This is a genomic window from Aureibacillus halotolerans (assembly GCF_004363045.1).
In the GTDB taxonomy this organism is placed as follows: Bacteria; Bacillota; Bacilli; order Bacillales; family DSM-28697; genus Aureibacillus; species Aureibacillus halotolerans.
Genome location: NZ_SNYJ01000002.1, coordinates 101865 through 123470, shown reverse-complemented (window position 1 = coordinate 123470; position 21606 = coordinate 101865). Strand labels below are relative to the sequence as shown.

14 protein-coding genes and 1 pseudogene are annotated in these 21606 nt (G+C 45.1%); 2 read left to right on the top strand and 13 right to left on the bottom strand.

The genetic code is table 11. The features are described 5' to 3' along the window. Nucleotide 1: 1 nt before the first annotated feature. From EV213_RS02775 to addB, 4 genes are read right to left on the bottom strand one after another with little or no spacing between them, the layout of a single operon-like run. Entirely contained in the window at nt 2-3412 is a 3411-nt protein-coding gene (locus EV213_RS02775; RefSeq protein WP_133578965.1) for an SbcC/MukB-like Walker B domain-containing protein, read from the bottom strand. Next, nucleotides 3387-4577: an exonuclease SbcCD subunit D gene (locus tag EV213_RS02770; RefSeq protein WP_133578964.1), complete on the bottom strand. Its 1191-nt coding sequence runs from the start codon at nt 4575-4577 to the stop codon at nt 3387-3389. Before EV213_RS02770 ends, EV213_RS02775 begins: the two co-directional genes overlap by 26 nt. Beyond that, nucleotides 4574-8323: a helicase-exonuclease AddAB subunit AddA gene (gene addA, locus EV213_RS02765; RefSeq protein ID WP_133578963.1), complete on the bottom strand. Its 3750-nt coding sequence runs from the start codon at nt 8321-8323 to the stop codon at nt 4574-4576. Before addA ends, EV213_RS02770 begins: the two co-directional genes overlap by 4 nt. After that, nucleotides 8320-11808 carry a helicase-exonuclease AddAB subunit AddB gene (gene addB, locus EV213_RS02760; protein ID WP_133578962.1) on the bottom strand — a complete coding sequence of 1163 codons (3489 nt, stop codon included), beginning with the start codon at nt 11806-11808 and terminating at the stop codon, nt 8320-8322. Before addB ends, addA begins: the two co-directional genes overlap by 4 nt. 629 nt (nt 11809-12437) lie before the next feature. Here addB and EV213_RS02755 point away from each other — a divergent pair. Both EV213_RS02755 and EV213_RS02750 read left to right on the top strand, forming a co-directional pair. Then, the gene (locus EV213_RS02755) at nt 12438-12581 is read left to right on the top strand and encodes an anti-repressor SinI family protein (RefSeq protein ID WP_243739969.1); all 144 of its coding nucleotides are present in this window, start codon (nt 12438-12440) and stop codon (nt 12579-12581) included. 88 nt (nt 12582-12669) lie between these two features. After that, entirely contained in the window at nt 12670-12993 is a 324-nt protein-coding gene (locus EV213_RS02750) for a helix-turn-helix domain-containing protein (protein ID WP_133578961.1), read from the top strand. Here EV213_RS02750 and EV213_RS02745 read toward each other — a convergent pair. The 9 genes and pseudogenes from EV213_RS02745 to lepB all read right to left on the bottom strand — a co-directional run bounded on the left by EV213_RS02745 (nt 12953) and on the right by lepB (nt 21582). Continuing rightward, the gene (locus EV213_RS02745) at nt 12953-13597 is read right to left on the bottom strand and encodes a class D sortase (RefSeq protein ID WP_133578960.1); all 645 of its coding nucleotides are present in this window, start codon (nt 13595-13597) and stop codon (nt 12953-12955) included. The two genes, EV213_RS02750 and EV213_RS02745, sit on opposite strands and share 41 nt — an antisense overlap. Beyond that, nucleotides 13594-14511 (bottom strand): LPXTG cell wall anchor domain-containing protein, encoded by a 918-nt coding sequence (locus EV213_RS02740; protein WP_133578959.1) that lies wholly within the window; start codon nt 14509-14511, stop codon nt 13594-13596. The genes EV213_RS02745 and EV213_RS02740 overlap by 4 nt, the downstream gene beginning before the upstream one ends. Nucleotides 14512-14540: 29 nt before the next feature. Further along, a complete protein-coding gene (locus tag EV213_RS02735; RefSeq protein WP_133578958.1) occupies nt 14541-15329 on the bottom strand; it encodes a TasA family protein in 789 nt (262 codons plus the stop codon). Next, on the bottom strand, nt 15320-15904 hold the full coding sequence (gene sipW, locus EV213_RS02730; protein ID WP_133578957.1) for a signal peptidase I SipW: 585 nt from the start codon (nt 15902-15904) through the stop codon (nt 15320-15322). The genes EV213_RS02735 and sipW overlap by 10 nt, the downstream gene beginning before the upstream one ends. 19 nt (nt 15905-15923) lie before the next feature. After that, nucleotides 15924-17435 (bottom strand): hypothetical protein, encoded by a 1512-nt coding sequence (locus EV213_RS02725; RefSeq protein WP_208112706.1) that lies wholly within the window; start codon nt 17433-17435, stop codon nt 15924-15926. A 603-nt stretch (nt 17436-18038) separates the two neighbouring features. Continuing rightward, nucleotides 18039-18758, bottom strand: coding sequence for a ThuA domain-containing protein (locus tag EV213_RS02720; RefSeq protein WP_208112705.1), 720 nt, complete (start codon nt 18756-18758; stop codon nt 18039-18041). 13 nt (nt 18759-18771) lie between these two features. Next, a complete protein-coding gene (locus EV213_RS02715; RefSeq protein ID WP_133578955.1) occupies nt 18772-19824 on the bottom strand; it encodes a Gfo/Idh/MocA family protein in 1053 nt (350 codons plus the stop codon). Nucleotides 19825-20363: 539 nt separating this feature from the next. Continuing rightward, a pseudogene (gene tnpA / locus EV213_RS02710) lies at nt 20364-20825 on the bottom strand (IS200/IS605 family transposase). A gap of 187 nt (nt 20826-21012) precedes the next feature. Then, nucleotides 21013-21582, bottom strand: a complete 570-nt coding sequence (lepB, locus tag EV213_RS02705) for a signal peptidase I (protein ID WP_133578954.1) — start codon at nt 21580-21582, stop codon at nt 21013-21015. Between the last annotated feature and the right edge of the window lie 24 nt (nt 21583-21606).

Below are 21606 nucleotides of genomic sequence, written 5' to 3'. Positions count from 1 at the left end.
CTTAAACCTCTAACATCTCGATCTGACTGCCTTTGCCTTGAACCGTTGGCGGATGAACATAGAGTTTATTCACAAGTCGTTCCTGCAGAGCGGGCACATGACTAATTAAACCGATGGACAAGACACCACCGTGAAGTTCTTCTAAAGCAGATACAACGGTGTCGAGCACGCTTTGATCAAGTGTCCCAAAACCTTCATCAAGAAAGAAAAACTGTAGAGGGTACTGTCCACGAAGCTGGATCTGTGTCGATAGAGCAAGTGCCAAGGACAACGACGTCATAAACGTCTCCCCTCCAGACAAAGATTGCACTGGTCGACGGCTGCCGCCATTCAAATCGTCTCGGATGACAAAGCCCCCTTGAGAATCTACCTCTACCGCATAACGCCCTTTCGTAAGCTTACGTAGCTTTTCTGAAGCATCATAGCACACAGCCATTAACTGCTCTTCTGCCATAAACTCAACAAAGCTGTTGCCTTTAAGAACTTTTTCTAGGAGCTGCATCCGCTCGAGATCGTCTTGCAGGAGGGTTTGCTCCTTTTCAATGAGGCTATATCGCAGATGCTTCTCCTGCAAGGACTGCACATGTTGCTGGTGATAGCCGAGTCGCTCGACGGCCTCGCGCCACTGCTGATGTGCAGTTTCCGTCTGCTCACGCACAGACTGCCATTGTGCATCATTTATCCGTTTGTTCTCTAGTTTTTCTTCGAGTGTCTTCACTTGATTGCTCGTATGCTTTAGTTCTTCTTTGAAGGCTTCCCACTGTTGCTTGTATTGATTCGTCATTTTTTGATCCAACATAGACGCGAGCACTTGCTGTTCATCCGCAAAAAGGCTGTCTTGAAGCGCCTTATTGAACACGTCTGCTGCTTGTTCTTCTGTGCGTTTTGAACGTTGGAGCCAATCTTCATCACTTTTACGTTGTTGCTGCGATGCTCTAAAATCAGCTTCCATGGCTTGTGATTCCTTCGCTTTTTCTTCCAGTTGCTGCTTCCCTTTATCGATGGTTTCTTGGACTCGTTCAAGCGCTTGCTCAATCGAGGCTTCCCCTTGTAGTACTTCTTCTAAGGAGGCTTTAGCCTCAGTAACTGTTGCTTGCGACGCCGATAAGGCTTGATTGCAATGCTGCACGCGTAGCGTTAACTGCTCATTTTCATGACCGAAAGAGACAATATTCTTCTCCCACGTTTGCAAATACGTCACACTTTGTTCTAGTCGATTCGTGGTGTCTTCGATCTTCTCAATAGCCGCCTCATACGTTTCCCTTTGTTGTTTATACTCTTCTAGTGCACACCAAGTCCCGCAGGATGTCTCCCACTCCGTTTGCAGTTCAAAGAGTGCCTTTTCCTCTGATTCCTGTTCTAGACCTCGATCATGAACGACCTGTGCTAGCTGCTCTTCATTCTCCATTGCATACGTTTCAGCTGTGCTAGTTTCACGGTAAGAGGTAAGCAATTGCTCTGCCTCCGTTTGACTGTGTTGGACATCTTTTCTCGCCTGAGAAACTGTTTGTTGGAGACGTGTCGTTTGTTCTGCAACTTGAGCGGCATTGTGAAATTCCTGAAAGTCTGGTCCGTACTGTTCATCTTGTTCGCTCACCTCATCTGGAGCATCGCCTTTTGCTTGAAATGAAACGAGTTTATCAGCCAGCAGTTGAAGGTCGTCGCCCAAGGAAATCGTTTGGTCATGTAAACGATGCAGCTGAGCGACCACTTCTATGTACGGATCCTGTTCGTTAAGAAGTACCGCTGTGGGCTTAGTTGAATGTCGGTCAGGATGATGCGTTGACCCACATACGAGACAAGGTTGTCCTTCGTGAAGCTTCTGGGCGAGCTCGTACGCAAAAGCGTCTGCACGCGCCTCTTCATCCATTGCCGTTTGCCTCTTTTGTTCGTTTAGTGCCCGCTCTAAAAGCTGATGTACGTGACGTTCTTCTCGCTTGACGTGCTCGTATAAAGCGAACAACTGCTCATTCTTAACCTGTAGTTTTTTTCGCATGTCTGTTTTTTGATGGGTATGGGATTGGCGTTTCCTTTCGCCCGTCTTTAGCTTGGCGACCGCCACCTCCACTTCCTTTACCGCTCGACCAAGAAGACGTTGTTGCTGCTCGACACGCGGGTAAAGTGTGCTCGCTTTTTGAATGATCTCTTTGGAAGGGATGGATGCTTTAATGGATTGAAGCTCACGGTGCAGCTCTTCCTGTCGTGCCTTCCCTTTGGCTAAACGGGCGTTCTCATCCGTCTCTTTTTTCTGTAATTCGTCTTGCTTCGTACTATAGTTTTTCAACTGCGATTTTTGCTCTTCTACTTCACATTGGGCTGCCGTCAAACGTTGTTCTGTTTGTCTTGAATGTTCAAGTGTTGATCTTCGTTCTAACAACGATGGCAACAACGTCTCTCTTTCGACTCGTACTTGTTCGTAAGCTTCTGCTGCCTTCGTTGCACGTTGCTCAAAGACACGTTCTTTTTCGTTTGCACGCTTGTACGCTTCTTCTGACTTCGTACGCTGTGAACGAGCCTCTTTTAGCGTTTCCAAAGCTGGCATAAGCTGTTGTGCAGCTTCTGAACGAACGATGGCTTCTTGCGCAGCTTCCATTTGAGGTCTCTTCTCCTGTAATGCGAACTGAAGCTGCTTTACGCTTGTTTCTTCGTCCTGCCACTGCCGTATTTTTTTAGCCTCTTCAAAAGCAGTTTGGGCGGTCTCCTTTTGCTTGCTTGTTGTTGCTTCTTCTTTTTTTGCCATGTCTTGAGCATGTTTGGCTTCATCGACAGCATGCTTTGAAGCATCTCCTATGCCTTCTTTTTCGGCATGCAATTGATCACTTTTGCCTTGCGCATTGTTTTTGCGGTCCTTCAACCTTGCCGAAAGCTGGTCTCCATACTTCTCAAGCTGAAACAAGCGTTGTAGCATCTGGCGCCGATCCGTGCCTTTTAATGAAAGGAATTCTGCAAACTTGCCTTGGGGCAACACGACAGCTCTCGTAAAATCCTCAATGGACAAACCAAGCAATTGTTGAACACTGCGATTGACTTCATTGGTTTTATCATCAAGCACTATCGGTTCATTCGTTACATCAAGAAAGCGACAAACAACGGTTTGCATACTGATGTCACCCGTCCGCTTAAGCTTCCGTTCGACACGATAGGTTGTGATGTTTTGCTCGTTTTCTAATGAGAAGGTGAGGGCAACGCGTAGCTCGTCCTTTTGCTGATTCATAATGCCTTGGGTGTTTTTCTCAGCACGCTCCACTTTGCCATAAAGAGCCAGTGTTATAGCGTCAAGGATGGTCGACTTTCCACTTCCTGTCGGACCAAAAATGCCAAACACACCGCCCTGGCATAAGCCAGTAAAGGAAATGACCTGTTTTTCTCGAAAGCTATTCAACCCTTCAATTTCCAGTGAGACTGGTTTCACGCTCGTTCACCTCCTCTGTTTCTCCAACAAGCTCTAAAAACAGAGCAAGGACATCCTCAGTTACTTCTGCACCACCCGTCTGTTTCCGGTAAAACGCATGAAACATATCATCTATAGGAAGAGAGGCGCGATTTGCTTGCTGCTTGGCTGCCTGCTGTTCAGGAAAAATTGGCTGAATATGTACAATACCTTCATGTGCCTTTCTGAGTTGATGAATGGTTTCCATGCTGAGCGCTTCATTCGTAAACAGCTTTAAATCAATCCATGCATCCGCATCTTTGCCTTCATCCAACCATTTGAATACTTGTGACAACCCCTCATCTGCCTCCCAGCGAACGAGTGGACGCCCGCTGTTCACATACACCTCTTCCCAAGTGGCAGCCTTATCCGGTGTTGCCTCGATTATCGTGACAGACTTGGCGTGCTGACTTTCAGAAAAGCTGTAGGCAAGCGGCGACCCTGCATAACGAATCGGAACGTTTCCTTTTAACGTCTGTGCCCGATGGAGGTGGCCGAGGGCAACGTACTGAGCGTTTATAGGAAATTGATGACTTCCGATCGTATAAGCGCCGCCAACCTCGATGGGACGCTCCACGCCTTCTGCTGTTCCTCCAATAGCAAACACATGACTCGTTGCGATTCTGACACAATCTGACCTGAATTGGTCGTTGAGAGAATCAAACAGTACACCAAGCTTTTGATCGTAAGCGAGCTGAAGATCTTTCTCATTCAACTCATCAGTTAAGGAGGCTTTTAAACGTGATTCAGACGGATAAGGAAGAACGGCGAGCTGAAGGAGCTCACGGTCGCGTCCAACAGCTACGGTTCGCACTTCAGGGACAGGCGCTCCCCAAATATGAATGTTGCTCGATTTGGCCATGACTTCAGCTGCGCTCAAGCGCTCTGGATGGTCATGGTTCCCCGCAATGACAAACAGCGGACGCTCGGATGAGGCCATCCTTTGTGCATAATCGTAAAACAAACGTTCCGCGTGTGCTGGCGGATTGACCGAATCAAATACATCGCCTGCCATTACAATGGCATCTACTTTTTGGTCTTCGGCAATCTGAATGAGTTCTTCTAAAAACGATTCCTGTTCCGCAAATCGATCACGGCCTTCGAGCGATTTGCCTAAATGCCAATCCGCTGTGTGCAATAGTCTCATGTCGTTGCCTCCTCTCCCATGCCTGCGAATAGCGCCTCTATTGAAGTAGCTGGAGAAATTTCAACCACCCGATGCACGTCCATAACATAGAGGTACGCTCGTTTCACAGGCGTTTTCCATATTTGTTCTACCGCATAGGCGTACATTTGGAGCTGCGATACATACGTCTTTCTCAACACTTCAAGACCTTCATCCACGCTGTTGTAACGCTCCGAAATGCGGTCCGTCTTATAATCAAGGATGTAAAGACCCGTCGCATCCTCAAAGATAAGGTCAATCATGCCTTGAATTAGAACCGGTGCATCTCCAGTGACGGAATAGAGCTTAGAAGACGGGACAGAAAACGTGAAAGGCACTTCTTTATACACTGCATCTGCGTGACGAATTTGTTGCCCTATCGGTTGGTTGAGAAACGTATAGATATCAGCTGCCTCTATGCTTTGCCGTTGTTCTACTGTTAATTGGTCCATCATGACAAGACGCTCTAGCCCTTCCTCTACGTCATCCTCTGAATGTATTTCGCTCCAGTCCAAACGTTGCATGACCGTATGCAAAACGGTACCTCGTTCCGCTGGCGTCAGCGTTTTTTTCGTTTCCTGCATAAACAACGGCCTTTCCATCGGCGAAGAGCGCGCAGATTTCACTGCTGGTCTATAGTCAATAAGCTGTGCTTCGACAGTATCCATTTTTCGCTTTAGCTCAGTGACGGTTTGCTTAGACTTCACCTTTGTCAGTTGTTCATTTGGGTAACGCCAGCGTAATCTCGCTGATACGCGTTCATAGAGTTCATCGTCAACAGGTCGTATTTCCCCATGTTTCACGGGATCGAGGCTAAGCTTAACAGCTTCCTCTCCAGAAGTGATCGCGGCTTTCTCCAAAGGCACGACCTCCATATGAAACGAGCCTTGTGATGTCAGGCGTTGGGACGAGGCGACATCTAATTCGATTGCCGGGTGGCGAAGAAATGCTGGGATGAGCCAATCAAGGTAGGAGGCGGCATTTGATCGAACGAATTCACTTAATAATGGACCCATTGCCGACTCAGCTTGCATGTTATACACGTTTAACTTTTTCTCAGCATTCGCCACTGTACCAACCATACAAAGCTTTTCTCTTGCACGTGTCATCGCTACATACAGCACACGCATTTCTTCGGCAATCATTTCTTGCTGCAATTGCTCTCTGATTGCCAGCTGGGGCAATGTCGTGTACTGAAAGCGTGCCACTGGATTAATCATTGGGCTCCCAAAACCAAGATGCTGGTGTAGCAACATTTTTGCTGACAAATCCTTCGTGTTGAATTTTCGCCCTAAGCCAGCTAAAAGGACAAATGGAAACTCTAACCCTTTGCTCTTGTGAATGGTCATGATTCGGACAACATCCTCCTGTTCACCAAGGGCGCGGGCAGCTCCCAAATCATCGCCACGATCCTGCATACGTTCAATAAAGCGCATAAAGCGGAACAGACCGCGAAACGATGTCTCCTCATATTGCCGAGCACGGTCAAGCAATGCTTGCAAATTGGCTTGTCTCTGCTTTCCTCCTGGCAATCCGCCTACATAGTCGAGATAACCGCTCACCTCATACACTTGCTGAATTAACTCCGCGACCGGTGCTCGTCTTGCCTTCTCTCTCCACCTGTTCAAACGCGTGAGAAAAAGCTGACACGTTGTTCTTAAAGAGAAGTCTTCTCCTACTTGTTCGTAGGCACACAACGCTTCAAAATAGGACCCTCGTTTGTTTGCCACACGTATCAGCGCTAATTGTTCTTCATCCAGACCAACGATCGGTGAACGCAAAACGGACGCCAGTGGGATGTCCTGAAACGGATTGTCAATCACCTTGAGCAATGAAAGTGTGACGGCCACCTCTGTCGCTTGAAAGTATCCACTTGCAAGCTCCGCGTAAACTGGAATGCCTTCTTTACGAAAGGTATCCATAATGGCAGACGCCCAAGGCATGGAACGCAATAGAATGACAATATCGCGGTATTGTGGGCCACGTGTCTGTCCCGTATGCTTATCAAAGATCGCATACTGTTCAGGCTGGCTCACCCACTCTTTGATTTTCTGAGCCATGAGCCTTGCCTCAACAACGGCTTTATCGAGCTCCTCCGTTGAGCCTTCGTCCTCTCCAACTGATTCGCCTGATTGGTCAACGATCAGCAATTCAGGGGTGAAATGCTCCGTCGGCGTATAAGCCCCCTGCAGACCGGGAACAAGAGCCGCCGCATCATCGTAAGCAATCTTTGCCACCTTTTCATCCATCACCTGTTTAAACAAGTGATTGGCCGCAAATAAGACGTCCTGACGGCTACGAAAATTCATTGATAAATCGACCTTTACGCCACCGTCATTGTCACCAAAACGGCGGTATTTATCGGTAAATAAGGCAGGTTCAGCGAGGCGAAAGCCATAAATGGATTGCTTCACATCGCCTACCATGAATTGATTTGTTTCATTCGCCAAAAGACCAACGATCGCTTCTTGAACGAGGTTTGTGTCTTGGTACTCATCGACCATAATTTCTTCGTAATATTGTTTTGCCGCCTCAGCTGCTTCTGAGGGAATGACCAAGTCAGGCGTTGATGCTGGCGCTCTCAAGATGTGCAATGCCGCATGCTCCAGATCAGAGAAGTCAACAATGCCTCGCTCTTTTTTTTGCGCTTCATAGCTTTCCTCAAAGGCGTTTACGAGACGAACGAGCTCTCTGACCATTGGCGTTAGTGTCATAAAATCCTTCATATATGAATCTGCTGAGCGTGCAAAATACCGCTCCTGTACAAGCTTCCATTCTTTTTTAACCCGATCACGAAGCTCCGTTGTCTTTTGCTTCAACTCATCGTCAATAAGATCCGTTTTTCGAATGGCTGGAAGCTTTTTAAATGCCATTTCATCGCAAGCCTGTGCAGCTGTCGTCCATGAATCTCTTAACGAAGATAGCACGTGTTCAACCTGAGCCACCTCATCTTCTAGGTGAGGTGCATACCCAGCTGGACCCCCTGGCTCCTTTGCCAATTGCAAGGCTTGAGACAGCATCGTTTTCCAACCTTCAGCTTGTGTTTTAACGCTTTCGAGGAGAATGTTCCCATAGACGGACTCATCAATCGTTGCTACAGATTCTCTCTCGAAGGTCTGAACTAGCTCATTCAGCCAAGCGCTTGGCCATGGATGTGAACGTGAAAAATCATACATTCGTTTGATTTGCACCGCTACATCAGTGTCGCTCCGATCCGTTGTATATCGATCCATGACCTCAAAAAAGGCTAGATTGTTCTCTTTCCCATATTCCTCTTCAAGTACATCTTCAATTACTTCGTCTTGTATAAGGTCAAGCTCTGCAGTGTCGCCGATGCGAAAAGCAGGATCAATGTCGGTCAGGTAATGGTACTGTTTTACGAGTTTCATACAATAGGAGTGCAACGTTGAAATAGACGCACGATTGAGCAAGGACAGCTGTCTGCGTAAATGCAATGAGCCCGGTTCTTTCGCCAGTGCTTTTTCAAGCGCCTCACTTACACGATTCCGCATTTCTGCCGCTGCAGCATTTGTAAACGTGCAAACCAACAGCCGATCCACATCCACTGGATTTTCTCTGCGCGTTACCTTTTGAATAATACGTTCGACCAGAACAGCTGTTTTTCCAGATCCAGCTGCGGCTGCGACGAGCAGCGAAGACTTCTCTGTGGCAATGGCTTTCCATTGATCCTCAGTCCAATGGGTTCCCTCTGGAGGTGTTGTGTTCATTCGTCTTCCTCCTCACTTGTCATAGATTCTTCAATGACTGCCATTATGTCGTTGTCTTTTTGTGGTTTCAAAAGTCGTATTTGATTGGCGGCAAACGATTCATCGAACTGACAGACCGTTTTGAAATCACAATACTCACAAGGCATCCGACCTTTATACATGTATGGGGCGATATCCGTTTCCCCCGACGTAATGTCCAAGCCGATTTTTCTCATTAATCCTCTGGAATAGTCTCGTAAAAGAGAGATGTCGTCCTTCGCAAGGACCGAGGAGTATGCATCAAATTGGCCATCCTTCTTCAGTTTATACGGTGCAATGGTCGATTTCCCCATCCCTTCAACTGATTGGTCCATGTCAGCAGCAACGTTTGCATTCGCCAGCATGTAGCCTTTCATGCGAAATTGTTCAATAATCCTCTGTTCAATCGCTTCGTTATCATCCTCAGCGGACGCTTTGATAAGCGGGTTATGAATATGAAAGTATAGCATCCCTGCTGGAGATACCTCTTTCCCAAGCCATGTTTCAGCTTCATTCAAAACGACATCGAGATAGACAAGCATCTGCAACGACAGTCCATAGTAGATTTCTGCTAGACTTAAGTCGCGAGCACTTGACTTATAGTCAATAATTCGAATAAACGGTCCTTCGGTGTTCTGAGAGATGTCCACTTGATCAATACGTCCGACCAACTCCATGCGCACACCATTTTCCAATGTAAACACAGGCGAAGGTAAGGTTTCATTTGCACCAAAGCCAACTTCCATTGCCACAGGGGTAAACCCACTTTGCAGACTTTGCTGATGAAGCACAGACGCTGTTCTCGCAACGATATCCTTCAGCTTTTTTAAGATATATGCATGCCTGTTCGTACTGAACAAAATCTCCTTTTGGATGAGCGGTGCCAGTTGATCTATTGCACGTTCAGCAAGTGGCCCACAGTCATCGCTGGAAATGTCTCTCCAAGTTTTGTGATTGTTCGTAATGTCCTCCGTCATGTATTTGATGGCGGCGTGAAACAGCTCACCGATATCTGGAGCACCTAAGCGAAACACAGAGCGTTCACGAAGCTTGAGCCCATACCGAGCGTAATGGGCAAAAGCACACGACTGAAAGGACTCCATTCGTGACACACTTGTTTGAATTGTATCGCCATACATTTCCTTGCTCATCTCTGTTGAAAGAGACGTTGCCTTGTTTTCATAGAAAAGGCTCTTTAAGATCATGCGAGCAAACATTTCCCATTTAGGATCAGTCACAAATAGGTTATATGCTGCCCACCATGCATCATGAAGGGCGTACCCACGCTTTGCTGCCGAAAATTGAGACGCTAATAGGGACAAGGTGCGGCGAGGATGCACCAAATACGCCTCCTGTGCATCGTAAGCATCCTCCGATGGCTCAGAAACGAGCAGCTGTGCTATCGCGCGATCTGGGAAGATGTCAGCTAGCCGTGCCACCCATGGTGAAGGCTGTAATGTCCGTCCTTCCTCATCCGCTAAAGCATAGCTAATGTAGAGCTCCTCTGCTGCCTTCGTAAATGCCATATAAGCCACGAAAGTCTCGTCCAATAGCCTTTGTCGCGCTGTCGTAGCTAGCGAGAAGCCACTGTCAGAGAGCTTTTCTCTCTCTTCTTCACTCAAAAGGCCTCCTTCTGACGGAACAGCTGGCAACTGGCCATCGTTCACGCCTAAGACAAAGGCCGCTTTGACACCGAATACCCTTGATTGCTCCATCGTTGCCACAATCACTTGGTCCACCGCTGGGGGAACAAGTGAAAACTGTAAGCTCTCCAAGCCACTAATAACGACCTGTTTAAAAACGGCAAATGAAAGTTCCTCTTCCCCAGATGTATCCACAAATTGATCAAAAAGATTTAATATCGCTTGCCACGCTTGCCGATGCTCCGTTGCTCGTTCTATTTCTCCTTGGGCTTCCTCGGCAGCCTCCATCTCTTGTAGTTTTTCATCAATGCCTAGTTGCTCAAGAAATAAAAACATCGCCGTACACTTTTCGCGCACCGTTTTAGCACGCTTCAGCCTGTTTTCAAGAACAGAGAATGGCTCATAAATACGTTCTCTAGCCGCATTAATGCGTGCCTCTTTTTCTTTTTCATTGTCGGTTTGTTTTGCCGCGTCGTCTCCATACCTTCGATACGACCACGTCTCTCCCCATCGCTTTGCCCCGTAAATACCGTACGCCAGGACGTGGTTTTCCAACTCGTCGAATGAAAGTCGCTCATTCGCTTGTGCAACTAGCCCTGTTTTCACGCAACGGAACACTGGTTCATAGCGCCATGCACCAAGCACAACATCCAATGCTGACCGTACAAGCTCAACTAGTGGATGAGACAGCATGGTCTTTTTCTGATCCATAAAAAAACTGATCTCCATTTGTGAAAAGGTTCTTTGGATGAGGTGACCATAGGCATCCATATTTCGAACAAAGACGGCGATATCATTCAGCATATACCCTTCATCACGAACTAACGCCGTAATTCGCCTAGCAGCTGCTTCTACTTCAGCTCGGCGGTGCACTGCACCTTGAATCGTTACAGGAGCGTTATTGATTCTTTTTGGAATCGGCTGCACGCCAAAAAACGCCTCCAGTTGACGAAGTCCCTCTGCCGCAAAACGAACGGGATTTGAACATATGACGTAAGGCTCTACAGAAATCCCTTCGAGCTTTGCCCGTTCTAGCATTTGAAAGGCAGCTGTATGGGTTTTACGAAACAAAGCTGTTTCCTCGGGCAGTTTTTCAGGAAAACGATCAAGCGTAAAAGTGACTGTCACACGTGCTGCTGAGTGCATCAACGCATTCAGTACTGAAAGCTCGAGAGGTGTGTACTCATGAAAGCCATCAACATATATGTGAAGTCCTTGTAAGGAGGAGGCATGCGGAATTTGTTCAATCAGAAGCTGCAGTAAATCCTCCGCGTCTGTAAAGTGATTTTGCAATGCATTCTCTACGCCTTTGTAAATCAAGGCGACATCATGAAGCTTTTGTTCAAGCACGTGTTGACCTTGCCACTCGTCGGAAAGGCTTTGATCAAACCTACCTTCTATTTGTTGAAAGGAATCTGCATCCCATTCATAACGTTTTAGTTCTTGGATAAAATCATGCATTTCCTCAATAAAACCTGGCTTTGAAACCGAAGAAGCGTAGAGGGTCAACTCTTCTTTGTACTCCTCGACATATTTTCGTAACAGCATATGTATGCCCGTCTTTGAAATAAAGGATAATGCGCCACCCTCTGTCTCTTGCAATACACGTAACGCTAGCCTTGAAAAACTTACTACTTCCGCACCAAGAATACCGGTTTGCTCAGGCGAGGAGATCAGAGCAAGCTCAGTTTGGTGAGTCATTTGGTCTGGAACAATAAACAAGAGGCGTTCTCTCGGGTTGTTGCTTAACCTCTGTTGGATTTCTTGATACAACATGGTCGATTTCCCTGTCCCTGAACGCCCTAGAACTAGTCGTAAAGACATGATTCCTCCCCTTTCAAAGCTGTTCCTACTAGTATACCATCCATGGGTTGGGCGTACTTGATATACGCTGAAATGAGGAATTATTTCCAGTGTCAAAGCGTATCGTAGTTGATTGATCTGTAAAAGAGGAATTAGAAGTTTAAAGAATCCATTTAAAATGGCTTAATCAAAAACACGACGTTTCAAAGTTATGCGCCATTAGTCCCAAAACCATTTAAGTATCTCTTAACTCTGCTGGAAACTGCTTAAAAAAGAAGGTCATTTCGTTTTTCCAGTTCAGATTTCGATATAATTGAGACACTTTAAATCAAGAGCATATGAACATCCTTTCCACTTGAATTTGCTCATTTGATTGAAACGATTACGTACGTTTTTGATAATGAGAAGCGCTCAATTATGATAAGTTATGATCGGCTTCCAATAGAAGTCGTTCACTTTTAATGCGTTGAATGCGATAACTTTCTTATAGGTGTGAAGATAATACCTTCCTCACATAGGACACGCAGATAACCGTGAAGCATTGACTCTTGTATATCTCAAATAAATCAACGGGTAGTCGTTTTCATATAAGGTTTGATTCCATCATATATATCAATTGTAAAAAATACACAGGGGAGGATGTGGTTTCTTTGGCAAACCATCGCAAGACAGCTCGTCCGAAGCAACCATTGGGTAACAAAAAAGTGGATAAAGAGTGGGTTCTGCTTATGATTGAAGCGAGAGGTGCAGGCATTAGTAAAGAAGAAATTGCGAGGTTTCTGAAGCAGAAGTAATGCTCAATCGTCAAATTAAGGAGTTCTTAATATTTTATGGACACAAATCATTCATCTATGTGATATATTGGCTACAGAGGTGAAGCCCATGATAGGTGCGGAGATAAAACGGTTGCGTTTATTAAGGAATCTATCCCTCTCTGAACTTGCGAGTCGAGCCACCGTTGCAAAATCTTATTTAAGTTCAATTGAAAGAGGCTTACAACAAAACCCCTCACTTGATGTGCTGACGAAATTAGCCAGTGAGCTTAATGTCCATGTAAGCCACTTCCTTACAGACGCGGACGAAGAGGAAGTATTAGACGCAGGGTGGCTTCAACTTGCCAAAGAGGCGATGGATTCTGGCGTAACCAAAGACCAATTCAAAGATTTTATTGCTTATCAGCGCTGGCGGCAACGTGAGAATCAATAACTTCCCTGCGCTCTAATGCCGCTTTCACAATAAGTCGATGCGTAGGGTTTTTCATAGGTTCACATGTGATTAAAGTAATCTCATGATGCATTTCAGATGACTGCAATACATAGACATCGTCGGGTTGGACGGTGTACGCTGCATAAACTACATATGTTAGAACGTCCTGTTGAGTCGTTATGATGACCGAATCACCGAGCTTCACTTCATCCAAACGGCTAAACAGCGCACCATCAGTAAAGCTACGATGAGCCGCAAGAGCTGTATTTCCCTGAGAGCCAAGCATCGCCGTCGACTCCATACGACCTGCGGCATGCTGCAGCTCTTCAGCGGATGTGCCATTGACAACGGGCATTAGCGCATCGATGGAGGGAATTTGCAACTCTGCAATTGGACCGTTTAAACGATGAGAATGAGGCTTCGTTTCTCCTCGATTAAACACCTCTGTCAATTGCTGATTTTCTTGAACACGATTTGAATTCAGTTCGTTTAATAGATAGGATTGCTCCTTCTCAAGCTGCCATCCAAGCCAGGGCTGATAGAAAAGACACACGACACCACTTACCATAAAGAGAACAGATAGCCAGAGGATGAAAGTCTTCATTGGCTATCTGTTCGTTTTTCTTTAAGTGTCATATAACGATGCCATAAAGCGGCAAGACCTCCTAAAAAGAGAAGGGTGATGCCTAGCACTGTCATCATTAATGGGTCTCGTTCCCCAGTTTGCGGAAGAATCGGAACAAGCTCAGCCTCCCCAGGTGGGCTATTTTCTTGTGGACTTCCTGGTGACTCATTATCGTTTGGAATTGGATCGTTTGGATCTGATGGTTGCCCCGAATCAGGAGGGGGTGGCGCTCCTTGATCATCCTCATCCGGATCATTTGGGTCATTTGGGTCATTTGGGTCGGTCGGATTATCTGGATTTTCGGGAGTATCTGTGTCATTTGGGTCGTCCGGATTATCTGGTCTGTCGGGATCATCCGGGTCATTCGGATCGTCCGGATCATCTGGCCTGTCAGGATCGTCTGGGTCATCCGGGTTGTCAGGATTGTCGGGATCGAATCCTTCAGCATAAAAGGTCAGATTCACACCTGTTTTTTTCCCTTGAAATTCGTTCCCAGACTCCCACGGAAAATGCACCTTGAATGTCAATTCTTCTGAAGACCCAGCTCTTAAACTCCTGGCTCTCCTAAAGTGATCAAACTCTGCCAATGCCCCAGTGTATAAAACGCGTTCAGAATCATCCACAACCGTAATTTCAAGTTGGCGATAGAAGGAATTAGACGCTCCTTCAAGGTTTTCAGGGTATTCTGCATAGGCCTGATACGTAAAGGCACGCCTTCCCTGATTGTTTACCTTTAACGTTTTTACTGCTGTGTCCCCTGGCTTAAGGTTTTTTAAAAAATAAAGCCGCTGTTCAGGAAGTAGACCAATGTCTACTTCCTGAAGGGCAGCAGCTGTAAACTGGGGGACCAAGAGGAAAAGCGCGAGCATTAAAGCAAAGCATGGTTTCTTCACGTCTTATCCCCCTCTAATCCATTCATTAATTATTCTTTAGGTGTTTCAGAGTTTGCGTTTTTATTTCTTTCAATTGTTCCATTTTCAGCTACATCGCCATCTTGAATATCAAGGCCGCCCCACTGTGTTGCTTCTAAGCCAAAGTTTAATTCGATTTCGTCCCCTTGGTATCTATTTTGAAGATATTCACCTGGAACTGAATCATCAATTGTGTCATCTTCAACGAAGACAATTTTAATTTTGACGACCTCATCGTCTAATGGATTGACAGGGAGTCCCGTATACTCAGGTCGTTCTGTGTGAATTGGTGCCAAGTTAATAGCGCCATCGACTGTCTCAATTTCGGCAGGAAGGTCTTTCTTTGCAAAATCTGCAAGTGTGACACCATCCTTCTCTTCAATTAAGGTAAAGTCATAGCCTGTCTCTTCATCAATTCGCAAAATTTCAACTTGGAATTGCTCTAAGAAGTCTATCGCTTCGTTTTCTTCGCCGCCATGCTCATTAACGTATTCGTTTTCCCCATTTTTAAAGCCATCCTCGGGGACAGTGATGTCAAGCAACACTTCTTTAATGGCAAGTGAACCATCGTTTTTGAGCTCAAACTCAGCCGTTTTGCTATCACCCGGCTTCATGTTTAAAAGCTTGAAGACGGAATTTGACTTATCTTTCGTGATGACAGCTAAATCCAATGTACCTGCCGCAAACGTGTTTTCGATGTTTTCCACATCGTTAAACGCTGCCCAAGTTCCTCCACCTACAAGTGACAATCCTAAGCTTGCTGACATAACACTGGTTGCTAGTTTACGTTTTAGACCCATTGTTTTTCCTCCTGAACCGTTTCGGTTTGGTTTTTTGTTTGTTTTGTTTGAACTTTACGTTCGAGTTCGCGTACTGCCATCCAAGCTGTAATCACCGCATGACCTAAAAGCACAACACCTGGGAGGATCAGTAGCATGATTGGTCCCCACTGTGATTGCATGAAGGTGATCACATACCCTAGCCATGGAATCGTAATGCCGCTGTACACAGCATTAATGTTCTCCTGGCGAACGGGCTCGCGATCGATAGCATCGTTGTTGTCCCCTTTTGTGACAAATACGCCTGGAGAGGAAATGCTTTCAATTCTGTGAGTGACTAATTCACTGTCTTTGTTCGTGAATGTAATTACATCACCGGCTTGATAGGTTTGTGTTTCCGTCACAGGCTTTACTGCAATTACTGATCCTGTTTTGAAGGCAGGTTCCATAGACCCAGATAACACGACCTTTAGGTGATGACCTAAAATGGCCGGTTCTCCTCCACCTGCTTTCGTGATAATAAACAGAACTGCGACTGTGATAATGGACGCGTAAAACAATACGTTACCTGCGCCTTTTATTATTTGCTTCCACATGTTATCATTCTCCTCTCGTTCAATCAGCTGCAACCTCAGAGTCTTCTACTTTTGCAGATGTGTCTTCTTCTTTGATGGCCTCAGTCTTTTTAAGCGATTGGCTTGCTGAAGATCGATCAGATTGATCTGACTCTTTTGAAGAATCGTTAGGCTCTTTCACATCAGAGCTAAGCTCATCCGAGGAATCAGTCGATTCTGATTTTTCTTCAGGACTTTTCGTCTCAGGCGCTGTCGCTGAATCTGACGAGTTATCTGCATTCTCAACAGGTTGTTCCTCTTGAACTGGAGGCGATACTTCGACAGGTTCAGCATCCCCTTCTTCCGGTGGTGAATCAGTACCCTCACCCTCGTTTATAGCCGTCGGCGGATTATTTGTTGGTGGTAATTCATCCGTCTCGTCTATTGGAGGTTGAGCTGCCTCTTCTGTAGGTGTCTCTGTCACTGGAGGTTGTTCTGTTCCCTCACCTGGAGGCAACTGAGCCGGAGGGATATCGTCACCTGGTGGTAATTCATCCGGAAGCTGCTGTTCTGGTAACCCTTCACCTGGCAGAACTACGTTTGGTGGAGGGGTCTCCACCTGCGGCAACTTCTGCTCAAACTCTTCTTTTGTCGTAATCTCATTAACAAAATTCTCAATGTCGCTACGAGTTAACGTTCCATTAGCCAATGCTGATCGAAGACGCTCTTCGGAATAGCCTCTTGTCACAAGTTGAGCTAACCATTCATCCGTTTGCAGCGCCTCTTCTGCTGGAGTTGGTGCAAACATTTCATCTTCTGACAATTCACCAGATAGAAACTTTTTCAGTTGATCAGATGTGATCTTTCCAGCTTCAATTGCTTGACGCATTCTCTCAGAGAGTTCTACGCCTTGCAGCTGCTTCCTTAGTTCCGCAGGGAGAGCGTTGTCCATCCATTGCTGTAGCTGCTTTTCGGTCAAAGCACCAGAGAGCAACGCTTCGATCTCCTCAGACAACACAGAGCCTTTGCTCCACTCGTCCCACCATTTCTTGGACAGTTTCCCATCCAGATACGCCTCAATAATGCTCGGCGTGTCTTTGGCTCTTTCAAGCTGGTCCATCGTTATACGACCTTCCTCAAGCGCTTGGAAGACGGCTTCAGACCAATTTGTTGTAGCACTTAGCATGGCGAGTTCATGGTTGTATGTGACTGATGCTGTTACAGAAGGTTCTCCGGGAAAATCTGAACGCTGAAATACACGAATTGTATATGTTGCACTTTTATTAGGTGAGAAGGCAATCTTCTGTGTATCTCCAGCTCGAATGGGACTAACACCTGACTTTTGCACTGCTTTCTTACCATCAAGGATGGCATATACTGTAGGTCCATGCATGTTTAACTTTGATATATTCTTAATGGTAAACACAATTTGTTGATTGGTATAATCTGCGGATGCATCAATTATATTCAGCTCCCACGCAGGTTTAACCTCCCATTTAACATGGACACTCGCAGATAAATCCGTCTTCGTGTTAAAACTTGCTCTCGTTCCATCAATTTCTGAAATTACCATGCTCAAAGTCATTTGACTCAGACATAAACCGACGACGAGAACTTTTAAATGTATTCGTTTTCGAGAACCGTGCGCTGCTCTACGTTTCTTTCGAATAGCCCTCCCTCCTTTTCTTTTCCTATGTAAGCTCATTGTTATAGCGTTCGTCGTTGTTGTTCTCAATAACGAACATCACAACCCTAGTATATTACTGGCTTTTTTTATTGAAAAATGCTATATTTGCTCATATAAGTTCAAAATAACGATAATAAATAGGATTTACTCCGAAATACTCATTATTTCTATGTATTATAAATACATCCATTTACTTAAAGTGTTCTTAATATAGAACGATACGTGATTTTCATGCTTTTAGACTCATTTTCGATAAGGAAGTTAATTTTCCGTTAACTTTTTTAACAAACTACTTCACAAAGACACTAAAAAAAGCAAAAACTTTAACAAAACGAAAGCAAAACGTGACGATTCTGATGCATGATTTTACTCTCCAGGTACTTCGTTTTGAAGTGACGATCATCTTTTGGCACCTTTTTAAGCACATGAAAATACATACTGACAATAAAAAGAACCGTGTGGACGTTTCTCCACCGGTTCTTTTTGTCTTCAAAGCTTTTCAATTGGTTTTGCGTTCCCAAAGTTAAGATCCTTAATCTCTGTAGGTGCGACCCATTGAACACCATTTTTAATGACATGAAGGACTTGTTCGTTATAGTACGTCGGGTATGTTTCGTGACCCGGCCGGAAATAAAAAATTCGCCCATTGCCTCTCGTAAACGTACAGCCGCTTCGGAACACTTCTCCACCGCTAAACCAGCTTGTAAACACGACACTATCGGGCTTTGGAATATCGAAAAACTCGCCGTACATTTCCTCTGCTTCGATTTCGATATAATCGCCGACCCCTTTAGCTATCGGATGCGACGGGTCTGTAACCCAGAGACGTTCAGTGTCGTTTGCCTCACGCCACTTTAAATTGCAGGTCGTTCCCATCAGAGAAATAAACGGCTTTGAAAAGTGAGCTGAGTGCAGAGCAACTAGCCCCATGCCTTCATTGACACGTCGGCGAACTCTTTGAGCAATTTCGTCTTCAACATCATCGTGAGCCCTGTGCCCCCACCAAATTAATACATCTGTATTTGCAAGGACGTCTTCTGTTAAGCCATGCTCCGGCTCGTCGAGTGTTGCCGTGTGAACTTCAATGTCATCGCACTTTCTGAAATAGGAAGCTAAGGCTTCATGAATACCTTCTGGGTAAATGTCTTTTACTTTTTGATTATCTTTCTCATGTCTGAATTCATTCCAAATGGTAAGTCGAATGCTCATGTAAACAACCTCCCTATAATTGAACAGGCACTCCTGTTTCATCGGATTGATAAAGACCATTAATGATTTTTTGAACAATAAGACCTTGTTCAGGTGAACATAGCTCAGCAGATAGCTTGCCGTTTTTCACGCTCTCTACATAAAGCTTAATTTGGCGCTCATATGGATTGAGAGAATCTAAATAAGCAGGTGATGTATCTGTCAACGCCCCATGCTTTTCCTGATAAATTTTTAATGGGAAGAGGTCTGCGCCACCATGTGCACCCATTAATTTAACATTCATCACTTCACGCTGCTCAACATTTGCCGCAAACGAACTATCGACAACGAGTGAAGCACCATCTTTAAAGCGAATCATACCACGCGCCATATCCTCAACAGTGAAGTTTTCCCAGTCCCATTGACCAAGTAAACCAGGCCCTTGACGTGAACCAATTTCACTATACGTCGCACCCATGACAACAGATGGCTCAGGATATCCCATCAAATAAAGCGCTGTATCGAGCATATGAACACCGATATCAATTAACGGGCCACCACCTTGCAATTCTTTATTCGTAAACACACCCCAGCCAGGAATACCACGACGGCGAAGGGCAATAGCGTTCCCTGCGTATACGCGTCCAAAATCGCCATTTGTTATATATTTTTTTAGCAGCTGCGTCTGTGGCTGCATACGGAAGTGAAAACCGAAGGCAAGCAATTTGCCTGCTTCCTCAGCAGCTGCCTTCATTTGTTCTGCTTCTTTAACAGTCATCGCTGGTGGTTTTTCACAAAGAACATGAAGCCCTGCACGCAAGGCCGCAATAGCGATCGGTGCATGAAATTTGTTTGGTGTACATACAGAAACGACATCTAGATTGGCTTTAGCAAACATTTCTTCATAATCACTATACGCCTCTTCAAAGCCAAACTTTTCTTTCACTTCTTCTGCACGTTCAATGGCAACGTCGCTTACAGCTGCCAACACTACGTCATCTTCTAGTTTTTGATAATTCGGAATATGTGCCGCTTGTGCTATACCGCCACTTCCTACAATACCAACACGTAATTTTTCGATTGCCAACTAAATCAACATCCTTTCCATATCGTTCAAACACTTGAGATTTCTTATGCAATTGGGTATATGTAATCGATTTCATTTTATCGCTTTCCTTGTCCTCTGTCAACGAAGATATATGGATTCATTAACTTTATGAGAAACCGTCATTGCCCTCCTTGATAAACGGTTATCCACTTTTAATGCGGAGTGAAATAACTCAACTTTCGCAGCTTACATTTGGCAGACACGCTTAGATATAACTGGGGGAACCTGAAATTCATTGTTGGAGTTGCTTTTTATACAAGCTGCCATACACTCTCTTTCACCATACGGGCACAAGTGCAACATCGACCCGAAAAGACCTCGTCGTGTTTTCTTTGCAACTGTAGTCTCATTAGTAGCTGCTACAAAACCCTTTTAATTTCCACAAAATCAAAACCACCAGTGTGAACTGGTGGTTTGCTCTGCGGCTGAAAGCCTTTGTTACCGGCCTAGGCCTTAAAGGCCCGCTGAATGGGTTTCCCTCTTGCACCACATTCACTCACCAATTCTAAAGAATTTCTTTATTTCTTCCGGTTGTTCTTTCCCGTAAATGGGTCATGCTCTTCAAATAATGTCAATTGATCGCTCATATGGTCTTCTTTTAGCTGATTCCTTATATACTCTTGGATTTGTTTTTTATTTCTTCACACGGTATCCACATAGAAGCCTCGACACCAGAACTTTCGATTTCCATATCGATACTTTAAATTCGCATGACGATCAAATATCATTAGACTGCTTTTCCCTTTTAAGTAGCCCATAAATTGGGAAACACTTAACTTTGGTGGGATACTTACCATCATATGAACATGATCCCGGCAAGCATTTGCTTCATGAATTTTGACGCTTTTACGCTCACATAGATCTCTTATAATTTGTCCGATACTCTGTTTATATTTCCCATAAATTATTTGTCTTCTGTACTTTGGTGCAAACACTATGTGATACTTACAATTCCATGTCGTGTGTGCTAGACTGTTCATGTCCTTCACAGGGCATTCCTCCTTCTATGGTGAGATAAAGTGGTCGGGAAACCAACTTTATCCTATCATGAAGTGAGGTTTTTTTAATACCACGCTATAAGCTTTCTGGAACCCCCGGCATAGCCAGGGGTTTTCAAAAGATGAAAAAGCCTTAGACCCTCCTATGGAGAGCTCAAGGCTATGTCTCTTATGAATAGAAATTAAAATCAAAATCATTTAAAGGCCAAAATCGCAAACTAACCTGACCGACAACATGTTCTATCGGGACGAAGCCAAAATGTCTGCTGTCCGAACTCCCTCGCCGGTTGTCTCCAAGTACAAACAAACTGCCTGGAGGAACGGTTTGATCGAGATCGCCCATCAACTTCCCAAGTGACTGTGCCCTGATGCCTTCAAGATAAGGTTCGTCATATGGTTCATCATTGATGAAAAGCTGGTCGTCCTTATAGACGACATGATCTCCAGGAAGTCCAATGACTCTTTTCACGTAATCATCTTGCTCATTAAAGTGAAAAACCACGACATCAAAGCGATCAATATCACCGACCGTGTAACCAATTTTATTAATGATTAACAGGTCGCCGTCATGCAGCGTTGTTTCCATCGAACTTCCATCTACAGCATAGCTTGAAAACAAGAAGGTTCGAATGATAATTGCAGCAATCAGCGCAATCCCTATCGTTTTTACCCAGTCGAACCATCCACTTTTTTTCTTTTCTTTGTCTGCTTCTTCATTTTCTAAGGGCTCATTTGCCATACCTTCTCTATTTCTCCCTTCCAA

Excerpts from the sequence above, each read along its gene's own strand:
- EV213_RS02770 (WP_133578964.1), bottom strand. The coding sequence starts at position 4,577 with ATGAGACTATTGCACACAGCGGATTGGCATTTAGGCAAATCGCTCGAA.
- lepB (WP_133578954.1), bottom strand. The coding sequence starts at position 21,582 with ATGGCAAATGAGCCCTTAGAAAATGAAGAAGCAGACAAAGAAAAGAAA.
- EV213_RS02745 (WP_133578960.1), bottom strand. The coding sequence starts at position 13,597 with ATGAAGACTTTCATCCTCTGGCTATCTGTTCTCTTTATGGTAAGTGGT.
- EV213_RS02725 (WP_208112706.1), bottom strand. The coding sequence starts at position 17,435 with ATGGTAATTTCAGAAATTGATGGAACGAGAGCAAGTTTTAACACGAAG.
- addA (WP_133578963.1), bottom strand. The coding sequence starts at position 8,323 with ATGAACACAACACCTCCAGAGGGAACCCATTGGACTGAGGATCAATGG.
- EV213_RS02720 (WP_208112705.1), bottom strand. The coding sequence starts at position 18,758 with ATGAGCATTCGACTTACCATTTGGAATGAATTCAGACATGAGAAAGAT.
- addB (WP_133578962.1), bottom strand. The coding sequence starts at position 11,808 with ATGTCTTTACGACTAGTTCTAGGGCGTTCAGGGACAGGGAAATCGACC.
- EV213_RS02750 (WP_133578961.1), top strand. The coding sequence starts at position 12,670 with ATGATAGGTGCGGAGATAAAACGGTTGCGTTTATTAAGGAATCTATCC.
- EV213_RS02735 (WP_133578958.1), bottom strand. The coding sequence starts at position 15,329 with ATGGGTCTAAAACGTAAACTAGCAACCAGTGTTATGTCAGCAAGCTTA.
- sipW (WP_133578957.1), bottom strand. The coding sequence starts at position 15,904 with ATGTGGAAGCAAATAATAAAAGGCGCAGGTAACGTATTGTTTTACGCG.